Origin of the sequence: Olsenella uli, assembly GCF_016900775.1 — a bacterium.
GTDB classification, from domain to species: Bacteria; Actinomycetota; Coriobacteriia; order Coriobacteriales; family Atopobiaceae; genus Thermophilibacter; species Thermophilibacter uli_A.
In genome coordinates, this window is record NZ_JACJKN010000001.1 from 15,872 (window position 1) to 35,067 (window position 19,196).

26 protein-coding genes are annotated in these 19,196 nt (G+C 67.4%); all 26 read left to right on the forward strand.

What is annotated here, in order from left to right:
• Positions 1 to 2 precede the first annotated feature (2 nt).
• The 26 genes from rplX (at position 3) to H6A23_RS00240 (ending at position 19,196) form a co-directional block, all read left to right on the forward strand.
• Positions 3 to 320, forward strand: coding sequence for a 50S ribosomal protein L24 (gene rplX, locus H6A23_RS00115; RefSeq protein WP_075279262.1), 318 nt, complete (start codon positions 3 to 5; stop codon positions 318 to 320).
• A gap of 623 nt (positions 321 to 943) precedes the next feature.
• Positions 944 to 1,501, forward strand: a complete 558-nt coding sequence (gene rplE, locus H6A23_RS00120; RefSeq protein ID WP_075279263.1) for a 50S ribosomal protein L5 — start codon at positions 944 to 946, stop codon at positions 1,499 to 1,501.
• A gap of 64 nt (positions 1,502 to 1,565) precedes the next feature.
• On the forward strand, positions 1,566 to 1,751 hold the full coding sequence (locus tag H6A23_RS00125; RefSeq protein ID WP_075279264.1) for a type Z 30S ribosomal protein S14: 186 nt from the start codon (positions 1,566 to 1,568) through the stop codon (positions 1,749 to 1,751).
• 89 nt (positions 1,752 to 1,840) lie between these two features.
• Entirely contained in the window at positions 1,841 to 2,239 is a 399-nt protein-coding gene (gene rpsH, locus H6A23_RS00130; protein WP_204830183.1) for a 30S ribosomal protein S8, read from the forward strand.
• A 28-nt stretch (positions 2,240 to 2,267) separates the two neighbouring features.
• Positions 2,268 to 2,804 (forward strand): 50S ribosomal protein L6, encoded by a 537-nt coding sequence (gene rplF / locus H6A23_RS00135; RefSeq protein ID WP_204830184.1) that lies wholly within the window; start codon positions 2,268 to 2,270, stop codon positions 2,802 to 2,804.
• Between the two features lie 62 nt (positions 2,805 to 2,866).
• The gene (gene rplR / locus H6A23_RS00140) at positions 2,867 to 3,235 is read left to right on the forward strand and encodes a 50S ribosomal protein L18 (RefSeq protein WP_075279267.1); all 369 of its coding nucleotides are present in this window, start codon (positions 2,867 to 2,869) and stop codon (positions 3,233 to 3,235) included.
• A gap of 9 nt (positions 3,236 to 3,244) precedes the next feature.
• The gene (rpsE, locus tag H6A23_RS00145) at positions 3,245 to 3,766 is read left to right on the forward strand and encodes a 30S ribosomal protein S5 (protein WP_075279268.1); all 522 of its coding nucleotides are present in this window, start codon (positions 3,245 to 3,247) and stop codon (positions 3,764 to 3,766) included.
• A gap of 2 nt (positions 3,767 to 3,768) precedes the next feature.
• Positions 3,769 to 3,954: a 50S ribosomal protein L30 gene (gene rpmD / locus H6A23_RS00150; protein ID WP_075279269.1), complete on the forward strand. Its 186-nt coding sequence runs from the start codon at positions 3,769 to 3,771 to the stop codon at positions 3,952 to 3,954.
• Between the two features lie 9 nt (positions 3,955 to 3,963).
• Entirely contained in the window at positions 3,964 to 4,413 is a 450-nt protein-coding gene (gene rplO / locus H6A23_RS00155; protein ID WP_204830185.1) for a 50S ribosomal protein L15, read from the forward strand.
• Positions 4,407 to 5,684: a preprotein translocase subunit SecY gene (secY, locus tag H6A23_RS00160; protein ID WP_204830186.1), complete on the forward strand. Its 1,278-nt coding sequence runs from the start codon at positions 4,407 to 4,409 to the stop codon at positions 5,682 to 5,684. The genes rplO and secY overlap by 7 nt, the downstream gene beginning before the upstream one ends.
• Before the next feature lie 45 nt (positions 5,685 to 5,729).
• Positions 5,730 to 6,356, forward strand: a complete 627-nt coding sequence (locus H6A23_RS00165) for an adenylate kinase (RefSeq protein WP_204830187.1) — start codon at positions 5,730 to 5,732, stop codon at positions 6,354 to 6,356.
• On the forward strand, positions 6,353 to 7,144 hold the full coding sequence (gene map, locus H6A23_RS00170) for a type I methionyl aminopeptidase (RefSeq protein ID WP_204830188.1): 792 nt from the start codon (positions 6,353 to 6,355) through the stop codon (positions 7,142 to 7,144). The genes H6A23_RS00165 and map overlap by 4 nt, the downstream gene beginning before the upstream one ends.
• Before the next feature lie 116 nt (positions 7,145 to 7,260).
• Positions 7,261 to 7,479, forward strand: a complete 219-nt coding sequence (gene infA, locus H6A23_RS00175; protein WP_072374229.1) for a translation initiation factor IF-1 — start codon at positions 7,261 to 7,263, stop codon at positions 7,477 to 7,479.
• An 84-nt stretch (positions 7,480 to 7,563) separates the two neighbouring features.
• Positions 7,564 to 7,677 carry a 50S ribosomal protein L36 gene (gene rpmJ / locus H6A23_RS00180; protein ID WP_013252436.1) on the forward strand — a complete coding sequence of 38 codons (114 nt, stop codon included), beginning with the start codon at positions 7,564 to 7,566 and terminating at the stop codon, positions 7,675 to 7,677.
• A gap of 15 nt (positions 7,678 to 7,692) precedes the next feature.
• Positions 7,693 to 8,064 carry a 30S ribosomal protein S13 gene (rpsM, locus tag H6A23_RS00185; RefSeq protein ID WP_075279273.1) on the forward strand — a complete coding sequence of 124 codons (372 nt, stop codon included), beginning with the start codon at positions 7,693 to 7,695 and terminating at the stop codon, positions 8,062 to 8,064.
• A 10-nt stretch (positions 8,065 to 8,074) separates the two neighbouring features.
• On the forward strand, positions 8,075 to 8,476 hold the full coding sequence (gene rpsK / locus H6A23_RS00190; protein WP_075279274.1) for a 30S ribosomal protein S11: 402 nt from the start codon (positions 8,075 to 8,077) through the stop codon (positions 8,474 to 8,476).
• 15 nt (positions 8,477 to 8,491) lie between these two features.
• Positions 8,492 to 9,085, forward strand: coding sequence for a 30S ribosomal protein S4 (rpsD, locus tag H6A23_RS00195; RefSeq protein ID WP_204830189.1), 594 nt, complete (start codon positions 8,492 to 8,494; stop codon positions 9,083 to 9,085).
• Between the two features lie 24 nt (positions 9,086 to 9,109).
• Positions 9,110 to 10,051 (forward strand): DNA-directed RNA polymerase subunit alpha, encoded by a 942-nt coding sequence (locus H6A23_RS00200; RefSeq protein WP_204830190.1) that lies wholly within the window; start codon positions 9,110 to 9,112, stop codon positions 10,049 to 10,051.
• Between the two features lie 27 nt (positions 10,052 to 10,078).
• Positions 10,079 to 10,543: a 50S ribosomal protein L17 gene (gene rplQ, locus H6A23_RS00205; RefSeq protein ID WP_204830191.1), complete on the forward strand. Its 465-nt coding sequence runs from the start codon at positions 10,079 to 10,081 to the stop codon at positions 10,541 to 10,543.
• Between the two features lie 132 nt (positions 10,544 to 10,675).
• The gene (locus tag H6A23_RS00210; protein ID WP_353652987.1) at positions 10,676 to 12,238 is read left to right on the forward strand and encodes an ABC transporter ATP-binding protein; all 1,563 of its coding nucleotides are present in this window, start codon (positions 10,676 to 10,678) and stop codon (positions 12,236 to 12,238) included.
• Positions 12,231 to 12,989, forward strand: coding sequence for an energy-coupling factor transporter transmembrane component T family protein (locus H6A23_RS00215; protein WP_204830193.1), 759 nt, complete (start codon positions 12,231 to 12,233; stop codon positions 12,987 to 12,989). Before H6A23_RS00210 ends, H6A23_RS00215 begins: the two co-directional genes overlap by 8 nt.
• 56 nt (positions 12,990 to 13,045) lie before the next feature.
• Entirely contained in the window at positions 13,046 to 13,843 is a 798-nt protein-coding gene (truA, locus tag H6A23_RS00220; protein ID WP_204830194.1) for a tRNA pseudouridine(38-40) synthase TruA, read from the forward strand.
• Positions 13,844 to 13,877: 34 nt separating this feature from the next.
• A complete protein-coding gene (locus H6A23_RS00225) occupies positions 13,878 to 14,777 on the forward strand; it encodes a putative manganese transporter (protein WP_353652983.1) in 900 nt (299 codons plus the stop codon).
• Between the two features lie 36 nt (positions 14,778 to 14,813).
• Complete coding sequence (locus H6A23_RS00230) at positions 14,814 to 15,599, forward strand: hypothetical protein (RefSeq protein WP_204830196.1); 786 nt, start codon at positions 14,814 to 14,816, stop codon at positions 15,597 to 15,599.
• A 159-nt stretch (positions 15,600 to 15,758) separates the two neighbouring features.
• Positions 15,759 to 16,823, forward strand: a complete 1,065-nt coding sequence (locus H6A23_RS00235) for a glycosyltransferase family 2 protein (protein ID WP_204830197.1) — start codon at positions 15,759 to 15,761, stop codon at positions 16,821 to 16,823.
• Positions 16,824 to 16,859: 36 nt separating this feature from the next.
• A complete protein-coding gene (locus H6A23_RS00240; protein ID WP_204830198.1) occupies positions 16,860 to 19,196 on the forward strand; it encodes a formate C-acetyltransferase/glycerol dehydratase family glycyl radical enzyme in 2,337 nt (778 codons plus the stop codon).

Genomic DNA, 19,196 nt, shown 5'->3' on the forward strand with positions numbered 1-19,196 from the left:
GAATGGCTAAGATGCATGTCAAGAAGGGCGACAAGGTCGTCGTCCTCTCCGGTAAGGACAAGGGCAAGGAGGGCGAGATCCTCCGCGCCAAGCCCGCCGAGGGCAAGGTCATCGTTGAGGGCGTCGCCATGGTCAAGAAGGCCGTGCGCCCCAACGCGCAGAACCAGCAGGGCGGCATCGTCGAGCAGGAGGCCGCGATCGACGCCTCCAACGTCATGCTCGTCTGCCCGAGCTGCGGCAAGCCCACGCGCGTCGGTCACGACGTGAACGACGAGGGCAAGAAGGTCCGCGTGTGCAAGAAGTGCGGCGCCAAGTTCTAAGGGACTGACGACGCTCTGCCCGGGAGGCCCCGGTTTTCCTCCGAGAAGTGCGCTTCGCGAAACTTCTCTCCGGAAAACCGGGGCCTCCTTGCATATGCGAAGCCGCATCAGCCCCGCTTGGCGCCGCCCTGGTCTGTGCTCCGTCTGGAGACATGCGCCCAGATGCTGATTTGAGTAGGTGGCGGTACTCAGATGCGGAGGTGCGTACTGGCTGTGACTCAGATGCGAATCTGAGCGGCCAATCAGCGTGATGTTGATGCGTAAATGCGCCTTCAAGCACGTCGCCCCTCAGCCTCTGGCACTCAGATGCGGAAATGAGTACAGAGCGGTGCTCAGATGCGGATTTGAGCGGGGAGTGATGCTCAGAACCGCAACTGAGTGGCGAGAAGAGCGGGTGAGAAGGACGTGGTATCGCGTGGGCCGGCGGAGACGAATGTGCATAAACGGTGCGTCGTTCTTCTCGGTTTTCCTTTTGTGGAGAAAGGGCGTATTATGTTTCCTTGCGTCTCTGGGTAGGGAGGATTCTGCCCCGGGCGTGTGACAAGGCTCCCGGCCCCGCCAAGGCAGGGAGGTACGAGGTTGGAAACCCCGTGCTGAGAACCCCAAGAGTCAAAGGAGTGGACATGGCAGACAAGTACGTACCGCGTCTCAAGGAGCAGTACTTCGCCACCGTGCGTGACGAACTCCAGAAGCAGTTTGGCTACAAGAACGTTCACCAGATCCCGAAGATCGAGAAGATCGTCGTGAACATGGGCGTCGGCGAGGCCGCCACGGACGCCAAGGCCATCGACGGCGCCGTCGCCGACCTGCGCGCCATCACCGGCCAGCAGCCCCTCGTGACCCACGCCCGCAAGTCCATCGCGACCTTCCACCTGCGCGCCGGCATGCCGATCGGCGCCAAGGTCACCCTGCGCGGCGACCGCATGTGGGAGTTCTTCGATCGCCTCATCTCCATCGCCATCCCGCGCATCCGCGACTTCCGCGGCATCTCCCCGAAGAGCTTCGACGGCCGTGGCAACTTCTCCATGGGCGTCACCGAGCAGCTCATCTTCCCGGAGATTGACTTCGACAAGATCGACCACACCCGCGGCATGGACATCACCATCGTGACCACCGCTCAGACCGACGAGGAGGGCAAGGCGCTGCTCAAGGCCTTCCACTTCCCGTTCAAGGCTGAGTAGGTCAAATACCAACAAAGGCGCCTCGGCTCGGCCGGGGCGCCCGGATTGCAATGAAGGAGGATTTGTGGCTAAGACATCGATGATCGTCAAGGCTCAGCGCGAGCCGAAGTTCTCGACGCGCAAGCAGAACCGCTGCCAGCGTTGTGGGCGTCCCCACTCCGTCTATCGCAAGTTCGGCCTCTGCCGCGTCTGCTTCCGCGAGCTTGCGAGCAAAGGCGAGCTTCCCGGCGTCCGCAAGGCGAGCTGGTAGGACCCCGGGGCTCTGGCGTCCAGGCGCTTGCGCCACGGGTGCGAGCGAACCGGACACGCAGGTTCATCATTACCGAAGGAGAATGATCCATGAAGATCACTGATCCCATTTCTGACATGCTGACGCGCATCCGCAACGCGAACGCCGCCAACAAGGCCGAGGTCTCCATGCCCTCGACCAAGGTGCTCGTTGAGATCGCCCGCGTCATCTGCGAGGAGGGATACATCGCCGGGTACGAGGTCGAGGACACGACCCCGCAGAAGACCCTCCACATCACGCTCAAGTACGGCGCGCGCCACGCCAAGGTCATCCGTGGCATCCGCCGCATCTCCAAGCCCGGCCTGCGCATCTACTCCACCGCGGAGAAGCTTCCGCGCGTGCTCGGCGGCCTCGGCTCCGCCGTCATCTCGACCTCCAAGGGCATGATGTGCGACCGCGATGCTCGCAAGCTCGGCATCGGCGGCGAGGTCATCGCCTACATCTGGTAACTCACGGCAGGAATGAAAGGAGACAACCGTGTCTCGTATTGGTAAGCAGCCTGTCCAGGTTCCCGCCGGAGTCACTGTGACAGTCAACGGCACCACCGTCACCGTCAAGGGCGGCAAGGGCGAGCTCACCCGCACCTTCTCCGACCTCGTCGAGATCAAGGAGGAGGGCGAGGAGCTCCTCGTCGTCCGCGTGGACGAGTCCACCGCCTCCAACGCCCAGCAGGGCCTCACCCGCACCCTTCTCCACAACATGGTGATCGGCGTCTCCGAGGGCTTTGAGAAGAAGCTCGAGCTCACCGGCGTCGGCTACCGTGCCACGCTCAAGGGCAAGGACCTCGACCTCTCGCTCGGCTACTCCCACCCGGTGGTCTACCCGGCCCCCGAGAACATCACCTTCGAGGTGCCCGACAACACCCACATCAACGTCAAGGGCATCTCCAAGGAGCAGGTCGGCCAGGTGGCCGCCGAGATTCGCATGAAGCGCCCGCCCGAGCCGTACAAGGGCAAGGGCATCCACTACGTGGGCGAGCACATTCGCAGGAAGCTCGGCAAGGCCGCCAAGTAGTCTTCGGCCAGGCAGCGAAAGACCATCACCCCGTCAGGTGATGGCACGTCTAAGGAGAAGGAATGAACAAGCAGCAGGCGAAGAAGGCCGGTCTCAAGCGCCGCGAGCGCCGCGTCCGCGCCAAGATCTTCGGCACCGCTGAGCGTCCGCGCCTCAGCGTGCACCGCACCAACGCAAACATCTACGCTCAGGTCATCGACGACGCCGACGGCAAGACCATCTGCTCTGCCTCGACCCTCGACCCCGAGTTCCGCGCCACGGGCAAGATCGGCTCCAACAAGGAGGCGGCCGAGTTCGTTGGCGAGCTCGTGGGTAAGCGTGCCGTCGAGAAGGGCGTCACCACGGTCACCTTCGACCGCGGTGGTCGCATCTATCACGGCCGTGTCAAGGCTCTGGCAGACGGTGCCCGCAACGCGGGCCTGAAGTTCTAGGAGGATTCAATGGCACGAGATCGTAAGCGCCAGCAGGACACGGATCTTCAGGAGCGCGTCGTCTACATCCACCGCGTCTCCAAGACCGTCAAGGGCGGCCGTCGCATGTCCCTCGTGGCCCTCGTGGCCGTCGGTGACGGCAAGGGCAACGTCGGCCTTGGCATGGGCAAGTCCGCCGAGGTGCCCCTGGCCATCCAGAAGGGCATCGAGGACGCCAAGAAGAACATGTTCCACGTGCCCGTGACCGAGCACGGCACCATCCCGCACACCGTCGAGGGCCACTACGGCGCCGGCCGCGTGCTCATCAAGCCGGCCATCGAGGGTACCGGCGTCATCGCCGGCGGCCCCGTGCGCCCGCTCTTCGAGCTCGCTGGCATCACCAACGTGCTCTCCAAGTCCCTCGGTACCAGCAACGCGATGAACATCATCAAGGCCGCCGCCGAGGGCCTCAAGGAGCTCTCCAGCCCCGAGCAGGCCGCCGAGCGCCGCGGCATGACCGTGGGCGAGATGTTTGTCGGGAAGGAGAACTAGCGATGGCTCAGTCCCTCAAGATCAAGCTCGTGCGCAGCGCCGTTGCCTCCGTCAAGAAGGACCAGACGGCCACCTGCCGCGCCCTCGGCCTCCGCAAGATCGGCGACGTCGTCGAGCAGCCGGACAACCCGAGCATTCGTGGAATGATCTTCAAGGTCAAGCACCTTGTCACCGTGGAAGAGAACTAGGAGTCACTCATGCAGCTCAACGATCTGCGCCCCGCGGAGGGCTCGCGCAAGAACCGCAAGCGCATCGGCCGCGGCAACTCGTCCGGTCACGGCACCACGGCCGGCCGCGGCACCAAGGGCCAGCTCTCCCGTTCCGGCGGCGGCAAGGGCAAGGGCTTCGAGGGCGGTCAGCAGCCGCTCGCGATGCGTCTCCCCAAGCTCCCCGGCTTCACCAACCACAACCGCGTCGAGTACGCTCCGGTGAACGTCGCCCGCCTCGAGGCGCTGTTCTCCGACGGTGAGACCGTCGACGCCGATTCCCTGGTTGCCAAGGGCGTCATCAAGCACAACTATATTCCCGTGAAGGTCCTCGGCGACGGCGAGCTGACCAAGAAGCTCACCGTCAAGGTGGACAAGGTCTCCGCCTCTGCCCAGGCTAAGATCGAGGCGGCCGGAGGAAAGGTCGAGCAGGCGTGCTAAAGGGAATCGCCAATGCGTTTCGCATTCCGGAACTGAGGCAGAAGCTCCTGCTGACGGCAGGCATCCTGCTGCTGTATCGCTTCGGCGCGTATCTGCCCGTTCCGGGCGCGCCGTTCCAGGAGATGCTCGGTGCCTATCAGGCCGGCCTCTCCTCGAGCGGTGCCATGGCCGTGCTCAACCTCTTCTCAGGTGGCGCGCTTTCCCGCATGTCCGTGTTCAGCCTCGGCATCATGCCCTACATCACCTCGCAGATCATTCTGCAGCTGCTGCAGGCCGTGATTCCGTCCCTTGGCGAGCTCGCAAAGGAGGGCGAGTCCGGCCAGCGTAAGATCACGCAGTACACGCGCTATCTCACGATCGGCCTCGCCCTGCTCAACGCCATCGGCTACCTGTTCCTCTTCAGGAGCTATGGCGTGAGCTTCGAGGGCATCGCCGCCCCCGAGCTGCTTCTCGACATCATCGTCGTGTTCACCATGGTGGTCGGCGCGATGATCATCATGTGGCTCGGCGAGATCATCACCCAGCGCGGCGTGGGCAACGGCATGTCGCTCATCATCTTCGCGAACATCATGTCCGGCATCCCCACCGCGCTCATCACCTCGGTGACCGGCGTGGGCAACATCGTGCTCACCGTCGTCACCTTCGTGGTGATCATCGCGGTCATCCCGCTCATTGTGTACGTGGAGCGCGGCCAGCGCCGCATTCCCATCCAGTACGCCAAGCGCGTGGTCGGCCGCAGGATGATGGGCGGGCAGTCCACCTACCTCCCGATTAAGGTGAATACGGCGGGTGTCGTGCCAATCATCTTCGCCTCGGCGATTCTGTACCTGCCGGCACAGCTCGCGGTCTTCTTCCCGAACGTGGACTGGGTCCAGGCCTTTGCCAACGCCCTTTCCGCCGGCTGGATCAACTGGGTGCTGTCCGTCGTCTTGATCGTCGCCTTCGCCTACTTCTACTCCTCCATGGTGTTCAACCCCACGGAGACGGCTGACCAGCTGCGCAAGCAGGGTGGCTTCATCCCGGGCGTGCGTCCCGGCGCCGCCACCGCCGCCTACATCAAGAGCACGATCGACCACATCACGCTTCCGGGCGCCCTGTTCATGGCCGTCCTGGCCGTGGTGCCCACGATCATCTTCTCGTTCACCGGCAACTCGCTCATCCAGGCCTTTGGCGGGACCTCGGTCCTGATCATGGTCAGCGTTGCCATGGACACGCTCTCCTCCATCGAGAGCCAGCTCAAGATGCACAATTACGACGGCTTCTTCAAGTAGCGGTCGTGGAAGGGTAGGAAGGCAAAAAGAAAGGCGGTCGGCATCATGAACATCGTTCTTCTCGGCGCTCCCGGCTCTGGCAAGGGCACGCAGGCCCAGAAGCTCGTCGCGGAGTATGGCTTTGCGCACATCTCCACCGGCGACCTTCTGAGGGCTGCCATCAAGGAGGGGTCCAAGCTGGGCAAGAAGGCGAAGGGCTACATGGATGCCGGCCAGCTCGTACCAGATGCCCTGGTCGTCGACCTCGTGAAGGAGCGCCTCGAGGCCGACGACGCGCAGAAGGGCTTCATCCTCGACGGCTTCCCGCGCAACACCGCGCAGGCCGTGACGCTTGACTCCGAGCTCGCCGCGATGGGTCGCACGCTTGACGCGGCGCTGCTCATCTCCGTTGAGCCGAGCGTGATCGTGGAGCGCCTGAGCTCGCGGCGCACCTGCCGCGGCTGCGGCTACACCGCTCCCGCCGGCGTGGACATCTGCCCGCGCTGCGGCGGCGAGATGTACCAGCGCGATGACGACAAGCCCGAGACGATCCAGCACCGCCTGGACGTCTACGAGACCCAGACGTCGCCGCTGATCGAGTACTACAAGGGACACGCAATCCTCAAGGAGGTTGACGGAGACCGTCCCGTCGACGAGGTGTACGCCGACGTCAAGACGCTCCTCGCTCTATGATCAACATCAAGTCACCTGTTGAGATCGAGCAGATGAAGGCCGCCGGGGCTCTGTCCAAGGCGGCCCTTCGTCGTGCCGGGGCCCTCGTGCGCCCCGGCGTCACCACCAAGGAGCTCGACCAAGTCGTGGAGGGGTTCATCCGCCTTCACGGCGCCGTCCCCACCTTCAAGGGGTACGGCGGCTTTCCGGGCAGCATCTGCTCCTCGGTGAACGAGCAGATTGTCCACGGCATTCCGTCTCCCGCGGTCGTGCTGCAGGAGGGCGACATCATCTCCATCGACACCGGCGCCACCTATCAGGGCTGGGTGGGGGACAACGCGTGGACCTTCTACGTGGGCACCCCCTCCGAGGAGTGGCGCGCCCTGTGCGAGTGCACGCGCGACTGCCTCAAGGCCGCCATCGAGCAGGCCGTTCCCGGCAACCACCTTGGTGACATCGGCGCCGCCGTGCAGGAGCTCGCGGAGTCGAATGGCTATGGCGTGGTCCGCGACTACGTGGGCCACGGCGTCGGCCGCGTCATGCACGAGGACCCCGAGGTCAGAAACTACGGCAGGCGTGGCCGCGGCGTGCGCCTGCAGGCCGGCATGGTCATCGCCATCGAGCCCATGATCACGCTCGGCACCTATCGCTGCGAGACGCTCGCCAACGGCTGGACCGTCGTCACACGTGACGGCAAGCCGGCCGCGCACTATGAGAACACCGTCGCCGTCACCGAGGACGGCCCCGTCATCCTCACCCAGGACGAGAAGGGCCCGTGGTGTCCCATGGAGGGCGGCGTCGAGGACTAGTGGTCCATCGTCCGCGCTGTTCCAGGCGCTGTTGTGTGCGTCTGGTGCAGCGTGGACGCACATGTGAATTTTAGGTATGATTGTTGGTCGCTGTAAGAGCGGGGAAGGGTGTGATTTTGAGCAAGCAGGACGCTATCGAGCTCGAGGGCAAGGTCGTCGAGCCACTGCCCAACGCGATGTTCAACGTTGAGCTTGAGAACGGCAAGACCATTCTCTGCACCATCTCGGGGAAGATCAGGATGAACTACATCCGCATCCTCCCCGGCGACCGGGTCGTCGTGGAGATCTCTCCCTACGACCTCACGAGGGGGCGCATCACCTACCGCTACAAGTAGGTCCCCCACACAGCCTGGGATATTCACGCCAGCGGCTGGGCGAGGAGATAGGTTCGTATCAGCACTAACCGGAAGGAAAGTCTCATGAAGGTACGTCCTTCGGTCAAGAAGATGTGCGACAAGTGCAAGATCATTCGTCGCCACGGCAAGGTCTACGTCATCTGCGAGAACCCGCGCCACAAGCAGCGTCAGGGCTAAGGAAGGAGCTCCAAGTTGGCCCGTATTAACGGCGTCGACCTGCCGCGCGACAAGCGCGTCGAGGTCGGACTCACCTACGTCTACGGCATCGGCCAGACCCGCGCCACCAAGATCTGCGCGGAGACCGGTGTGAACCCCGATACCCGCGTCAAGGACCTCACCGAGGACGAGGTCACCAAGATTCGTGACTTCATCGACGCGAACTACACCACCGAGGGCGACCTTCGCCGCGAGGTGCGTCAGAACACCGCCCGCCTGATGGAGATTGGCTGCTACCGCGGCCTCCGTCACCGCAAGGGCCTCCCTGTCCACGGTCAGCGCACCCACACCAACGCTCGCACCCGCAAGGGCAAGAAGCGTCAGATCGGTGCCAAGAAGAGGGGCTAGGGAGTAGACAATGCCGCAGAAGAAGAACCAGCGCACCACCCGCGTGCGCCGCTCCGAGCGCAAGAACATCGCCGTGGGCCAGGCCCACATCAAGAGCACGTTCAACAACACGATCGTCTCGATCACCGACCCCCAGGGCAACGTGATTTCCTGGCAGTCCGGCGGTACCGTCGGCTTCAAGGGCTCCCGCAAGTCCACGCCGTTCGCCGCTCAGCTCGCCGCCGAGGCGGCTGCCAAGGCGGCCATGGAGCACGGCCTGCACAAGGTCGCCGTCTTCGTGAAGGGTCCCGGCTCCGGCCGCGAGACCGCCATCCGCTCCCTCCAGGCCGCCGGCCTCGAGGTTTCGGGCATCCAGGACAAGACCCCCATCGCGCACAACGGCTGCCGTCTGAGCAAGCGTCGTCGCGTGTAGCTAGGAGGAGTATCAATGGCTATCGATAGGACCCCGGTCCTCAAGAGGTGCCGCCAGCTCGGCATCGACCCCGTTGTGATGGGCATCAACAAGACCTCCAACCGCGAGCCCAAGCGTCGTCGTCGCCAGGAGAGCGAGTACGGCATCCAGCTTCGCGAGAAGCAGAAGGCCAAGTTCATCTACGGCGTTCTCGAGAAGCAGTTCCACGGCTACTACGAGAAGGCCCTCAAGCTCGAGGGCATCACCGGCGACAACCTGATGGCGCTGCTCGAGCGTCGTCTCGACAACGTCGTCTTCCGCCTCGGCTTTGCCCGCACCCGCAAGGAGGCCCGTCAGACCGTCCGCCACGGCCACATCACCGTGAACGGCCGCCGCGTCGACATCCCCTCCTTCCAGGTGAGGGCCGGCGACGTCGTCGCCGTCGCCGAGAAGGCCCGCGACCTGCTCCCCATCAAGGAGGCCCTCATCTCCTCCGAGCACATGGCCGTCCCCGGCTGGCTCGAGGTTGACATCGAGAAGCTCAAGGGCACTGTCCTCCAGCTCCCCACGCGCGATCAGATCGACCTTGACATCGACGCGCAGCTGATCGTCGAGCTCTACTCCAAGTAAGCCCGACCAGATTTGGAGGTAGCAATGTCCGAATTCATCCGACCGCAGGTGTCGGTAGAGGAGATCAGCGAGAACCTCGCGCGCGTGAGCGCCGAGCCGCTCGAGCGCGGCTATGGTGACACGCTCGGCAACTCCCTGCGTCGCGTCCTGCTCTCGTCGCTGTCTGGCGCGGCCGTCGAGGCCATCCAGATTGACGGCGTGCAGCACGAGTTCACGACTGTCGAGGGCGTCTACGAGGACGTCACCGACATCGTGCTCAACGTCAAGGGCCTGGTCTTCCGCTCCATGGGAACCGGCGACGAGGCCGAGGCGTCCCTCTCCGTTGACGGTCCGATGACCGTCACGGGCGGCGACTTTGACATCCCGGCCGAGTTCGAGCTCGTCAACCCCGACCACGTCATCTGCACGCTCGGGGCGGGCGCCCACCTCACCATGAAGATGCGCGTCGGCGTGGGCCGCGGCTACGTGTCCGGCGAGGACAACGAGCGCGAGAGCGACCCCATCGGCATCATCCACGTCGACTCGCTCTACTCGCCCGTCAAGCGCTGCGCCAAGTCCGTCGAGGCCTGCCGCGTTGGGCGTCACACCGACTACGACCGTCTCGTGCTCGAGGTGGAGACCAACGGCTCCATCACCCCGCGCGACGCCGTCGTCGAGGCCGCCAACATCATCAACCAGCACATGACCGCGTTCATGAGCCTGGCCGATGAGGACGAGCCGGTCGAGGACGCCTCCATCTTCGCTACGGGCACCGTCGAGGACAACGTCGAGCTCGACAAGCAGATCGAGGACCTGGACCTCTCCGTCCGCTCCTACAACTGCCTCAAGCGCGCCGGCATCCACTCCGTGCGCCAGCTCGTGGAGTTCTCCGAGAACGACCTTCTCAACATCAGAAACTTTGGCGTCAAGTCCATCGAGGAAGTCAAGGACAAGCTCGAGACCATGGGCCTGTCCCTCAAGGCCTAGGCGCGCCGGATTTAGGAGAAGCAAGAAATGCGACACAACAAGAAGAGGGGCATGAAGCTCGGCACCGACGCCAGCCACACCAAGGCCATGAAGAAGAGCCTCATCCGTGCCCTGTTTGAGAACGACCGCATCAAGACCCTTGACCAGCGTGCCAAGGCCGTCCGCGGCGACGTTGACAAGGTCATCACCTGGGCCAAGAAGGGCGACATCGCCAGCCGTCGCCTCGCCATCGCCAAGGTGGGCGACAAGGAGCTCGTCCGCGAGGTCTTCGAGAAGGCCGCGCAGGGCATGTGGGCCGACCGCAACGGCGGCTACACCCGCATCATGAAGCTCGGCCCCCGCAAGGGCGACGCCGCCGAGGTGGTCATCCTCGAGCTCGTGACCGAGCCCGTGGCCCCCAAGGCCGCTCCCAAGGCCAAGGTCACCAAGGTCGAGGCCGCTCCCGTCGAGGAGCCCGCGGCCGCCGAGACCGAGGAGAAGGACGCCGAGTAGCGCCCCTCTCAGAGATGGCATCTTCGAGCCCCGGCACCGCCGGGGCTCTTTGTATGAGTGCCTCCCGAGTTGGGAGGGACGAGAAGTGCGGCAGCCGAGAAGAACGGACGGGAGGCGAGACGCTTGATCGAGGTGTGCGACGCGCACTTTTCCTATGGCAGCGATGAGGTGCTGCGTGGCGTCTCGCTGAGCGTGCGGGCGGGGGAGCGCGTCGTTTTGCTGGGCCGCAACGGCTCGGGCAAGTCCACGCTCGCCCGCCTTCTGAACGGCGCCCTGACGGCGCGCTCGGGGCGAGTCGTCGTGGACGGCGTGGTGTCATCCCCGTCCTCGAGGCGCTTGCTTGCCGAGGTGGTGGGCTATGTGCGCCAGGACCCCAGAAACCAGATCGTGAGCCCGCTCGTGCTCGACGAGGCATCCTTTGGCCCGCGAAACCTCGGGCTCGACAGGGGCGAGGTGCACGGTCGCGCCGAGCGGGCGCTGCGCGCCTGCGGGATCTGGGGCCTGCGAGAGCGTATGACCGATGAGCTCTCCGGCGGCCAGCAGCAGCTCCTCTCGCTTGCCGGGGTCCTGGCCATGCGGCCGCGCTACCTCGTGCTCGACGAGGTGGGGTCGCACCTGGACGAGGCGTCTCGCGCCGCGATCGCCGAGCTCGTGAGGGGCCTCGTGGACGAGGGCGTGGGGGTTCTCGAGATCGCTCACGGCCTTGAGGCCCTCTACGGCGCGGCGCGCATCGTCGTGCTCGAGGGCGGGTGGGTGACATGGGAGGGGTCGCCCGAGGACTTCCTGCGCTCGAAGCGGGCGCTCGCGGCGAGCGGCCTTGCGGACGACCCGCTCGCCGCGCCGCTGACGCGGCTCGTGGCGGAGGGCGGCACGCTGGGCGGTCGGCCGGACGCCGCGGCGCTCGCCCGGGTCCTCCCGCCGCCGCGGTCTGGCGGCGGCCTCCGCGCGGGCCGGGGCGCGCATCGGCTTGCCCTCGAGGGCGCGGGCGTCAGCTACGACGAGCTCGTGGCGCTCGACGACGTGACGCTCTCCTGCGCGGGCGTCACGCTCCTGCTCGGCGCATCCGGCTCGGGCAAGACGACGGCGGCGCGCGTCCTGGCCGGCGTCCTCGAGCCGGACTCCGGCCGAGCGTCGCTCGACGACGCCGCGGTGCGCGCCGGCGACGTGGGCCTCTGCTTCCAGCGCCCCGAGGACCAGCTCTTTGCCGACACCGTGCTCGACGACCTCTCCTTCGCGCCTCGCGCGCTCGGGCTTGAGGCGCATAAGGCCGAGGCCCAGGCGCGCGAGGCCGCGGCGCTGCTTGAGGTGGGGGATGACCTCCTTGGGCGCTCTCCCTTCGAGCTCTCCGGGGGGCAGATGCGCCGCGTGGCCCTTGCCGGCGTTCTTGCCGCCCGTCCGCGCGCCTGCGTCCTCGACGAGCCGTCCGCCGGGCTTGACGCGCCCGCCCGGCACGGGCTGCGCGAGCTCGTCTGCGCCCTCGCGCGGAAGGGGGTGGCGGTCCTCGTGGTGACCCATGACGCCGCGGAATGGCTCGACGTTGCCGATGACGTGGTTCTTCTCGCCGGCGGGCGCGTGGTCGGGCGCGCCGCGGCCGCGGAGGCCCTCCGCTCGCCTGAGCTCTTCCGCGCGGCGGGAATGGAGCCGCCGCTCATGGTCCGGGCGCGCGCGATGGCCGAGGGAGCCTCCCATGCGTAGGCCGCTCGCCCCCGGGGCGTACCGTCCGGGCGCGACGCCCGTGCACCGGCTTGACGCGCGCACGAAGATCGTGGCGCTGCTCGTGGCGTCCGTGACGGCGTTTGCGGCGCCCGCCCCGCTCGGCCTTGCGCTCGTTGCGGCGGGGCTTCTCGTGGCGCTTGAGGCGAGCGGGACGGCGCCCGTGCGGGTGCTCATGGCCCTGCGGCCCGCGCTCGTCCTGCTGGGTATCTCGCTTCTGGCCAACGGGGTGGTGCTCGTGGGGCAGCCGGGGCTCTCGGCGGAGGGGCTCGTGCGCTCGGCAACCGCCATCGCGCGGATCGTGATCGTGGTGGGGCTTGCCCTCGTGTTCTCGTCCACCACCATGTCGCCCGCCATCGCGGACGGGCTTGCCGCGCTGATGGCGCCGCTCGGGCGCCTGGGGGTGCCCGTGGGGGGCCTCTCCATGGCGGTCTCGGTGGCCCTGCGCTTCATCCCGCTCGCCTCGGAGGAGGTCGAGCGCATCCGGTGCGCGCAGCGGGCGCGGGGAGCGCGCCTTGACGAGGGCGGCGTCATCAGGCGCCTCGCCGGATGGGGCCAGGTGCTCGTGCCGCTCATCGTGAGCCTCTTCCGGCGCGCGGACGAGCTTGCCGCCGCGATGGAGGACCGCTGCTTCACGGGCAAGCAGACCTCGATGCAGGGGCCCCTGCCCGCCCGCGAGCGGATGGTCCTTCTCGGCGTGGCCGCGTGGGCGGTGTGCACGCTTTTGCTCTAGGCGCCCCGAAGGCGTCCGGCGGCCGTGCTACCCTTGCAGGGGAAGGAAGGAGACCTATGTCAGGCGGCGGGACCCTCGTCATACGGCTCGGCTACCGCGGGGCGGGCTTCGCGGGCTTTGCGGAGCAGCCGGGCGGCGTGCGCACCGTCGCAGGAGAGCTGCGCCGCGCGCTCGAGACCGCGCTACGCCGCCCCTGCGAGCTCACCTGCGCGGGCAGGACGGATGCCGGCGTGCACGCGCTCGCGCAGTACGTGAGCGTTCCCGTGACGGCGGACGAGCTCGCGCTGCCGGCCGGACGGCTCGTGCGCTCGCTCGTGGCGCTCACCCCGGACGACCTCTCCATACGGGGGCTCTACCGGGCGCGCGAGGGCTTCTCTGCGCGCTTTGACGCCGTGAGCCGCAGCTACCGGTATCGGATCGCCACGACGGAGGCGCGCCCGGTGCTCGCCTGGGACCATGCGTGGTGGTATCGGGGGGAGCTTGACGTCGAGGCCATGGCCGAGGCGGCGCAGCCCCTTCTGGGGGAGCATGACTTCAAGAGCTTCTGCAAGGCGTCCTCGGCCGTGGACAAGCCCACGTGCCGCTATGTGGCCGCGCTCGACGTGACGCGCGTCGAGGAGGCGGGCGAGGAGCTCGTGGCCATCGACGTGACCGGCAACGCGTTTCTGCACAACATGGTGCGCACCATCGCCGGGACGCTCGTGGAGGTGGGGCGCGGGCATCGGGACCCCTCGTGGGTCGAGGGCGCGCTCGCGGCGCGCGACCGTGCCGCCGCCGGCCCCTGCGCGCCTGCGAAAGGACTGACCTTCGTCGGGGTAGAATACCCCGAGCTAACTCTGACGCCCTGGGAGTAGCCTCCTTCGGGCGCGCGCCTGTTTGGAGGACGTCGTGGAACTCATCGTTCACGTGCTCGAGCACAGCCTCTGGGACACTCTCGAGCTCGTTCCGTTTCTGCTGATTACCTACCTTGCGATGGAGGCGATAGAGCACTCGGCGAGCGCGCACGTGCAGGCCGCCGTGGAGCGCTCGGGCAAGGCGGGCCCCGTCGTGGGGGCAATCCTGGGGGCGCTGCCGCAGTGCGGCTTCTCCGCGATGGCGGCGACGCTCTACGCGGGGCGCGTGGTCACGGCCGGCACGCTCGTCGCGGTGATACTCTCGACCTCCGACGAGATGGTGCCCGTGTTTCTGGCGCACCAGGAGCCCCCGGCGCGCCTGCTCGCGATCCTTGGGGTCAAGGTGGCCGTGGGCGTTGCGGTGGGGCTGCTCGTCGACGTTGCCCTGCGGCTCTGGCACCGCGCGGGAGACGGCCACCTGCACATCCACGAGCTCTGCGAGCGCGAGCACTGCCACTGCGACGACGAGGGGCACGGCCACGAGCACGGCCACGGCAGGTGGGCCATCCTGCGCTCCGCGCTCGTCCACACGGTACAGGTGACCTTCTTCATCTACGTGGTGACCTTCGTCTTTGGCCTGGTGATAGAGCTCGTGGGGCAAGACGCCCTCGGGGCGCTTCTCGCCGACCATCCCGTGCGCGCGACCTTCGTGGCCGCGCTCGTGGGGCTGATCCCCAACTGTGGGGCGAGCGTGGCGATCACGGAGCTCTACCTCGACGGCGTGCTCGGCGCGGGCCCCATGCTCGCGGGGCTTCTCGCCTCCGGCGGCGTGGGGCTGCTCGTGCTGTGGCGCACCAACGCGGACGCGCGGCAGAACGCGGCGATCACGGCCTTTGTGTATGCCGCGGCCGTGGCCGTTGGCCTCGTGGCGGGCGCCTCGGGTATCCTGTTGTAGGTGAGAAGAACGCTGCGATGAGGGAGGGCGAGGCCCATGCCGCTGCGAAAGAGGGGGCGCTTCGAGAGGACCGACGTCCCGGAGGCAAGCCCGTACCGAAACATCGTCGGCGCCATCGTGTGCGTGGTCGCGCTTGCCGCGACGGCGCTGGTGGTCAGCCTCGTGTGGCAGCGCGTGAGCCTTGAGAGCCGCCTCGGCGACGTGAGCCTCTCGGACGCGCTCTCAGGGCAGGCCACCTCGGACGTCACCGAGGGAACCTCCTACGTAGCCTCCGCGGACGAGCATGAGACCGTCCTTCTCCTCACGACGGACAGCCTCGACGGGGGATCGCTTTCCGCGGTGAGGATCTTGGACGTCAACCGGACCCAGGGCACGGCCGTGCTCGCCAACGTGCCGGTGGCGACGCGGGTGACCTCGAACGACACGGCCTACTCCGTGGCGGACCTCTACGCCGCCTCCGGCGGCTCCGCGTGCGTGGCGCCGCTCGCACAGGCGACGGGCGCCGGCTTTGACCACGTGGTCGTGGCGACGGGAGACGTTGTCGAGGAGGCCGCGGCCATTGCGGGGACGGGGGCCTCCGACCTCGTGCGCTCGGCCTCCGACCTGCTCTCCAAGATGCGGACGGACATGGACGCGACGGGCCTTCTCGCCCTCGCCGAGGCGCTCTCCTCCGTGGGGACGGCCAACATCTCCGTGGTGGAGGCCCCGGTTGCCCCGGAGACCGTCACGGACGAGGAGGGCAACGTGGCCGAGACCGGGCTTCAGCTCGTCGACCGCGTGCAGCTTTGTGCCGCGCTCGGGCTCATCGTTCCGGCGGCGTAGGGCCGTCGCTTTCGCGGGGCGCCCGACGTCCACGCGGCGTCCATCACTGTGCTCATTTTGCCAAGGCGTTCCGCGTGCGTTCAGCTGCGCGTCCGTGCCTGATACCCTAGATTTCGTGGTCTGGCACGTTGCCCCGCGACGGGGCAGAAGGACGCGGGCATGACGCATTACACGCCGACATCGCCGAAGGTCTCGGTGCTCATGGTGTCCCATGACGCCGAGAAGACCGTGCGACGCGCCGTGGAGAGCCTCCAGAACCAGACCTTCCAAAACTTCGAACTTGTCGTCGTGGACGCCGGCTCGGCGGACGAGACGGCGCGCCTGCTCTCGGCGCTTGCGGACCGGGACATGCGCGTCTCGGTGGCGCAGGCGGGGGAGTGCGGGCGCCAGGACGCCCTCAACCTCGCGCTCGATCGCGCCCGCGGCGACTACCTGCTCGTCTTTGACGCTGACGGCTGGGCCGACCCCACGATGCTCGAGGAGCTCGCGGACCGGGCGGAGTCGGGCTCGCTTGAGCTTGTCATCGGCGGGTTCTCGCTCTCGCTCTCCATCGGCGGAGGTCGCTCGGCGCGCGCCGAGGTCTCCTCGGAGGCGCGCACCTTTCCCACGCAGCATGACTTTCGCTCCTACGCCTGGAAGCTCCTCGCGGAGGGGCAGCTCCTCCCCGCAAGCGGCAAGCTCTTCTCGCGCGCGCTCGTCGAGCGAAGCGGCGCGCGCTTCTCGCAGGGGAGCGGGTCAGACCACTCCTTCGTGACGCGCTGCCTCGCCGAGGTCGAGCGGGTTGCCGTGGTCGCTGGCGCCCGCTACCACGTCTCCCGGGGCATCCCGCACGGCCCCCGGGACGTCGTGGACGGCTATCGGCGGCTCGAGGAGGAGCACGCCGCCCTTCTCGCCCTCTACGAGAGCTGGGGGCTCGACGGGGACGCCGCAAGCGTCGAGGCGATTCAGGACCGCTATATCGAGCAGCTCATGGACTGCGTCGAGCGCATCTGCGGGAGGGGGAGCCGCATGGGCTCCGCCGACCAGCGCCGCCTGGTGGCGCAGATGATTGACACCGACCGCGCCCAGGTAGCGGCGAGCGTTGCCCGCCCGCGGGGCAGCGCGGCTCGGGCCATGCTCGCCCCCATACGGGCGCGGAACATCCCCCTCGTGTGTGCGCAGACGCGCCTGATTTCCCTCATTCGTCCCGGGATTGCGGACGTCACGCCTGATCTCTTTGTATAGAATTATTTCAGGTTACGTACGAAAGCCGGAGGAACCATGCTCACCCCTCGCACGCAGCGCATCAAGGACTCCCTCTTCGCCCGCCCGCGCCGGATCTCGCTCGAGCGGGCGCTGCTCTATCGAGAGAGCTATCTTGAGACGGAGGGCGAGCCCGTGGTCATGCGCCGGGCGAAGGCGTTCCGGCGCGTGCTCGAGCGCCACAGGATCGTCATCGACGGGGACGACCTGCTCGCGGGCAACCGCACGGAGGAGCCGCGCGCCGGCGTGGTCTCGCCCGAGATGTCGCCGTACTGGATCCTCGACGAGCTCGACGAGTTTCCCGTGCGCCCGCAGGACACCTTCGACGTGTCCGAGGAGGACAAGCGGACCTATCGCGAGGTGCTCTACCCCTTCTGGGCGGGCCGCTCGCTCAACGACTGGTATCGCGCGCACCGCCCCGAGGAGGTGGCGGCCGCCGAGAGGGACCGCGTCTTCGCCGTGGCGCAGACGGACAAGGGGCAGGGGCACATCATCGCGGATGTGGGCGAGGTGCTCGACCGCGGCCTCGGGGTCCTTCTCGCCGAGGTCGAGGCGCGTCGCGACGCCGCGCCCGCAAACGACTTCCTCCGGGCGGGCGCCCTGTGCGTGCGTGCCGTCATCGACTACGTCCGCCGCTACGAGCGCATTGTGAGGGACGCGGCGCTGGGGCGTTCCGTGGCAGATCCAAATGCCTCCGTGGCGCCCGCCTCGACGCCCGAGCGCGCTCGCGAGCTCTCCCGCCTGGCGGACGTGCTCGCCCACGTGGCGACGGAGCCCTGCCGCGACCTCTATGACGCGCTCCAGCTCACCTGGCTTCTCTGCGTGGCGCTGCAGCACGAGTCCAACGCGAGCTCCATCTCCCTGGGGCGCATGGACCAGTACCTGCTGCCGTACTATCACGCGAGCGTCGCGGCGGGCGCCTCGGAGGGGGAGGTCCGCGAGCTCCTGCAGTGCTTCTACCTCAAGACCAACACGGTCGTCTTTGTGCGCTCCACGGACAGCGCCCGTTTCTTCGCGGGCTTTCCCACGGGCTACAACCTCGTGGTGGGCGGCGTGGACGCCGAGGGCGGCGACGCCTCGAATGAGCTCTCCGCGCTGCTGCTCGACCTCCAGAGGGATACGCGTCTGCCGCAGCCCAACCTCAGCGTGCGCCTGCACGCGGGCACGCCCGACGCGCTCCTGGCCAAGGCGGCCGAGATCATCCGCCTGGGGGACGGCCTGCCGCAGTGCTTCAACGACGAGGTGAACGTCGAGTCCTTCACCCGCCGAGGCGTGAGCCTTGCCGACGCGCGCGACTATGCCGTCGTGGGCTGCGTGGAGCTCTCCATCCCCGGGCGCATGTACGGCCTGCATGACATCTGCATGTTCAACATGATGCGCTGCCTGGAGCTGGCCATGCGCGCGCACCCGGAGGGCCTTGCCTCCTTCGAGGAGCTGGAGCGCGAGGTCGAGCGCACCATCGATCACTACGTGGCCCTCATGGTGCGCGGCTGCAACGTCTGCGACGAGGCGCATCGCGAGACCTCACCCACGCCGCTGCTCTCCGTGCTCGTGCACGACTCCCTCGAGCGTGGCGCGGACATCACCTCCGGCGGCGCCCGCTACAACCCGTCCGGCGTGCAGGGCGTGGGCACGGCCAACCTTGCCGACTCGCTCTACGTGGTGAAGAGGGCCGTCTTCGAGGAGGGCGCGCTCACGTGGCGCCAGCTGCTCGGGATGCTCGAGCGCGACTGGCAGGGCGAGGGCGACGAGGTGTGGCGCCAGCGCTTCATCAACCGCTACGCCAAGTACGGCAACGACGTCGACGAGGTGGACGAGATAGGCCGCCGCTTCCTCGCGCACTACGGCGAGGAGGTCGCGCGCTACGAGAACGCGCGCGGCGGCCGCTTCCAGCCCGGCAGCTACACGGTCTCCGCGCACATTCCGCTCGGCGCCGCCGTGGGCGCCACGCCGGACGGTCGGCGCGCCGGCGAGCAGCTCGCCGACGGCGGCCTCTCGCCCATGGTGGGGCGCGACAAGAACGGCCCCACCGCGAGCCTGCTCTCCGTCTCCAAGCTGGAGAACGTGCTCGACACCAACGGGTCGCTCCTCAACGTCAAGTTCTCGCCGTCCACCCTCGAGGGCGAGGCGGGCATCGCGCGCCTCGTGGCCTACCTGCGCGCCTTCTGCCGGCTCAAGATCCAGCACATCCAGTTCAACGTGGTGGATCGCGCCACGCTCCTCGACGCCCAGGCCCATCCCGAGAACCACCGCGACCTCGTGGTGCGCGTCGCCGGGTACTCCGCGATGTTCGTCGAGCTCGCCAAGGCGATCCAGGACGACATCATCAACCGCACCGAGCACGAGCTTTCCTGA

What these genes read in the sequence shown, in the direction of transcription:
- H6A23_RS00200 (WP_204830190.1), top strand. Translation starts at nt 9,110, where the DNA reads ATGTCCGAATTCATCCGACCGCAGGTGTCGGTAGAGGAGATCAGCGAG.
- rpsK (WP_075279274.1), top strand. Translation starts at nt 8,075, where the DNA reads ATGCCGCAGAAGAAGAACCAGCGCACCACCCGCGTGCGCCGCTCCGAG.
- rplO (WP_204830185.1), top strand. Translation starts at nt 3,964, where the DNA reads ATGCAGCTCAACGATCTGCGCCCCGCGGAGGGCTCGCGCAAGAACCGC.
- rpsH (WP_204830183.1), top strand. Translation starts at nt 1,841, where the DNA reads ATGAAGATCACTGATCCCATTTCTGACATGCTGACGCGCATCCGCAAC.
- rplQ (WP_204830191.1), top strand. Translation starts at nt 10,079, where the DNA reads ATGCGACACAACAAGAAGAGGGGCATGAAGCTCGGCACCGACGCCAGC.
- rpsE (WP_075279268.1), top strand. Translation starts at nt 3,245, where the DNA reads ATGGCACGAGATCGTAAGCGCCAGCAGGACACGGATCTTCAGGAGCGC.
- H6A23_RS00215 (WP_204830193.1), top strand. Translation starts at nt 12,231, where the DNA reads ATGCGTAGGCCGCTCGCCCCCGGGGCGTACCGTCCGGGCGCGACGCCC.
- rpmD (WP_075279269.1), top strand. Translation starts at nt 3,769, where the DNA reads ATGGCTCAGTCCCTCAAGATCAAGCTCGTGCGCAGCGCCGTTGCCTCC.
- rplX (WP_075279262.1), top strand. Translation starts at nt 3, where the DNA reads ATGGCTAAGATGCATGTCAAGAAGGGCGACAAGGTCGTCGTCCTCTCC.
- H6A23_RS00235 (WP_204830197.1), top strand. Translation starts at nt 15,759, where the DNA reads ATGACGCATTACACGCCGACATCGCCGAAGGTCTCGGTGCTCATGGTG.
- H6A23_RS00165 (WP_204830187.1), top strand. Translation starts at nt 5,730, where the DNA reads ATGAACATCGTTCTTCTCGGCGCTCCCGGCTCTGGCAAGGGCACGCAG.
- rplE (WP_075279263.1), top strand. Translation starts at nt 944, where the DNA reads ATGGCAGACAAGTACGTACCGCGTCTCAAGGAGCAGTACTTCGCCACC.
- rpsD (WP_204830189.1), top strand. Translation starts at nt 8,492, where the DNA reads ATGGCTATCGATAGGACCCCGGTCCTCAAGAGGTGCCGCCAGCTCGGC.
- map (WP_204830188.1), top strand. Translation starts at nt 6,353, where the DNA reads ATGATCAACATCAAGTCACCTGTTGAGATCGAGCAGATGAAGGCCGCC.
- H6A23_RS00240 (WP_204830198.1), top strand. Translation starts at nt 16,860, where the DNA reads ATGCTCACCCCTCGCACGCAGCGCATCAAGGACTCCCTCTTCGCCCGC.
- rplR (WP_075279267.1), top strand. Translation starts at nt 2,867, where the DNA reads ATGAACAAGCAGCAGGCGAAGAAGGCCGGTCTCAAGCGCCGCGAGCGC.
- H6A23_RS00230 (WP_204830196.1), top strand. Translation starts at nt 14,814, where the DNA reads ATGCCGCTGCGAAAGAGGGGGCGCTTCGAGAGGACCGACGTCCCGGAG.
- rpmJ (WP_013252436.1), top strand. Translation starts at nt 7,564, where the DNA reads ATGAAGGTACGTCCTTCGGTCAAGAAGATGTGCGACAAGTGCAAGATC.
- truA (WP_204830194.1), top strand. Translation starts at nt 13,046, where the DNA reads ATGTCAGGCGGCGGGACCCTCGTCATACGGCTCGGCTACCGCGGGGCG.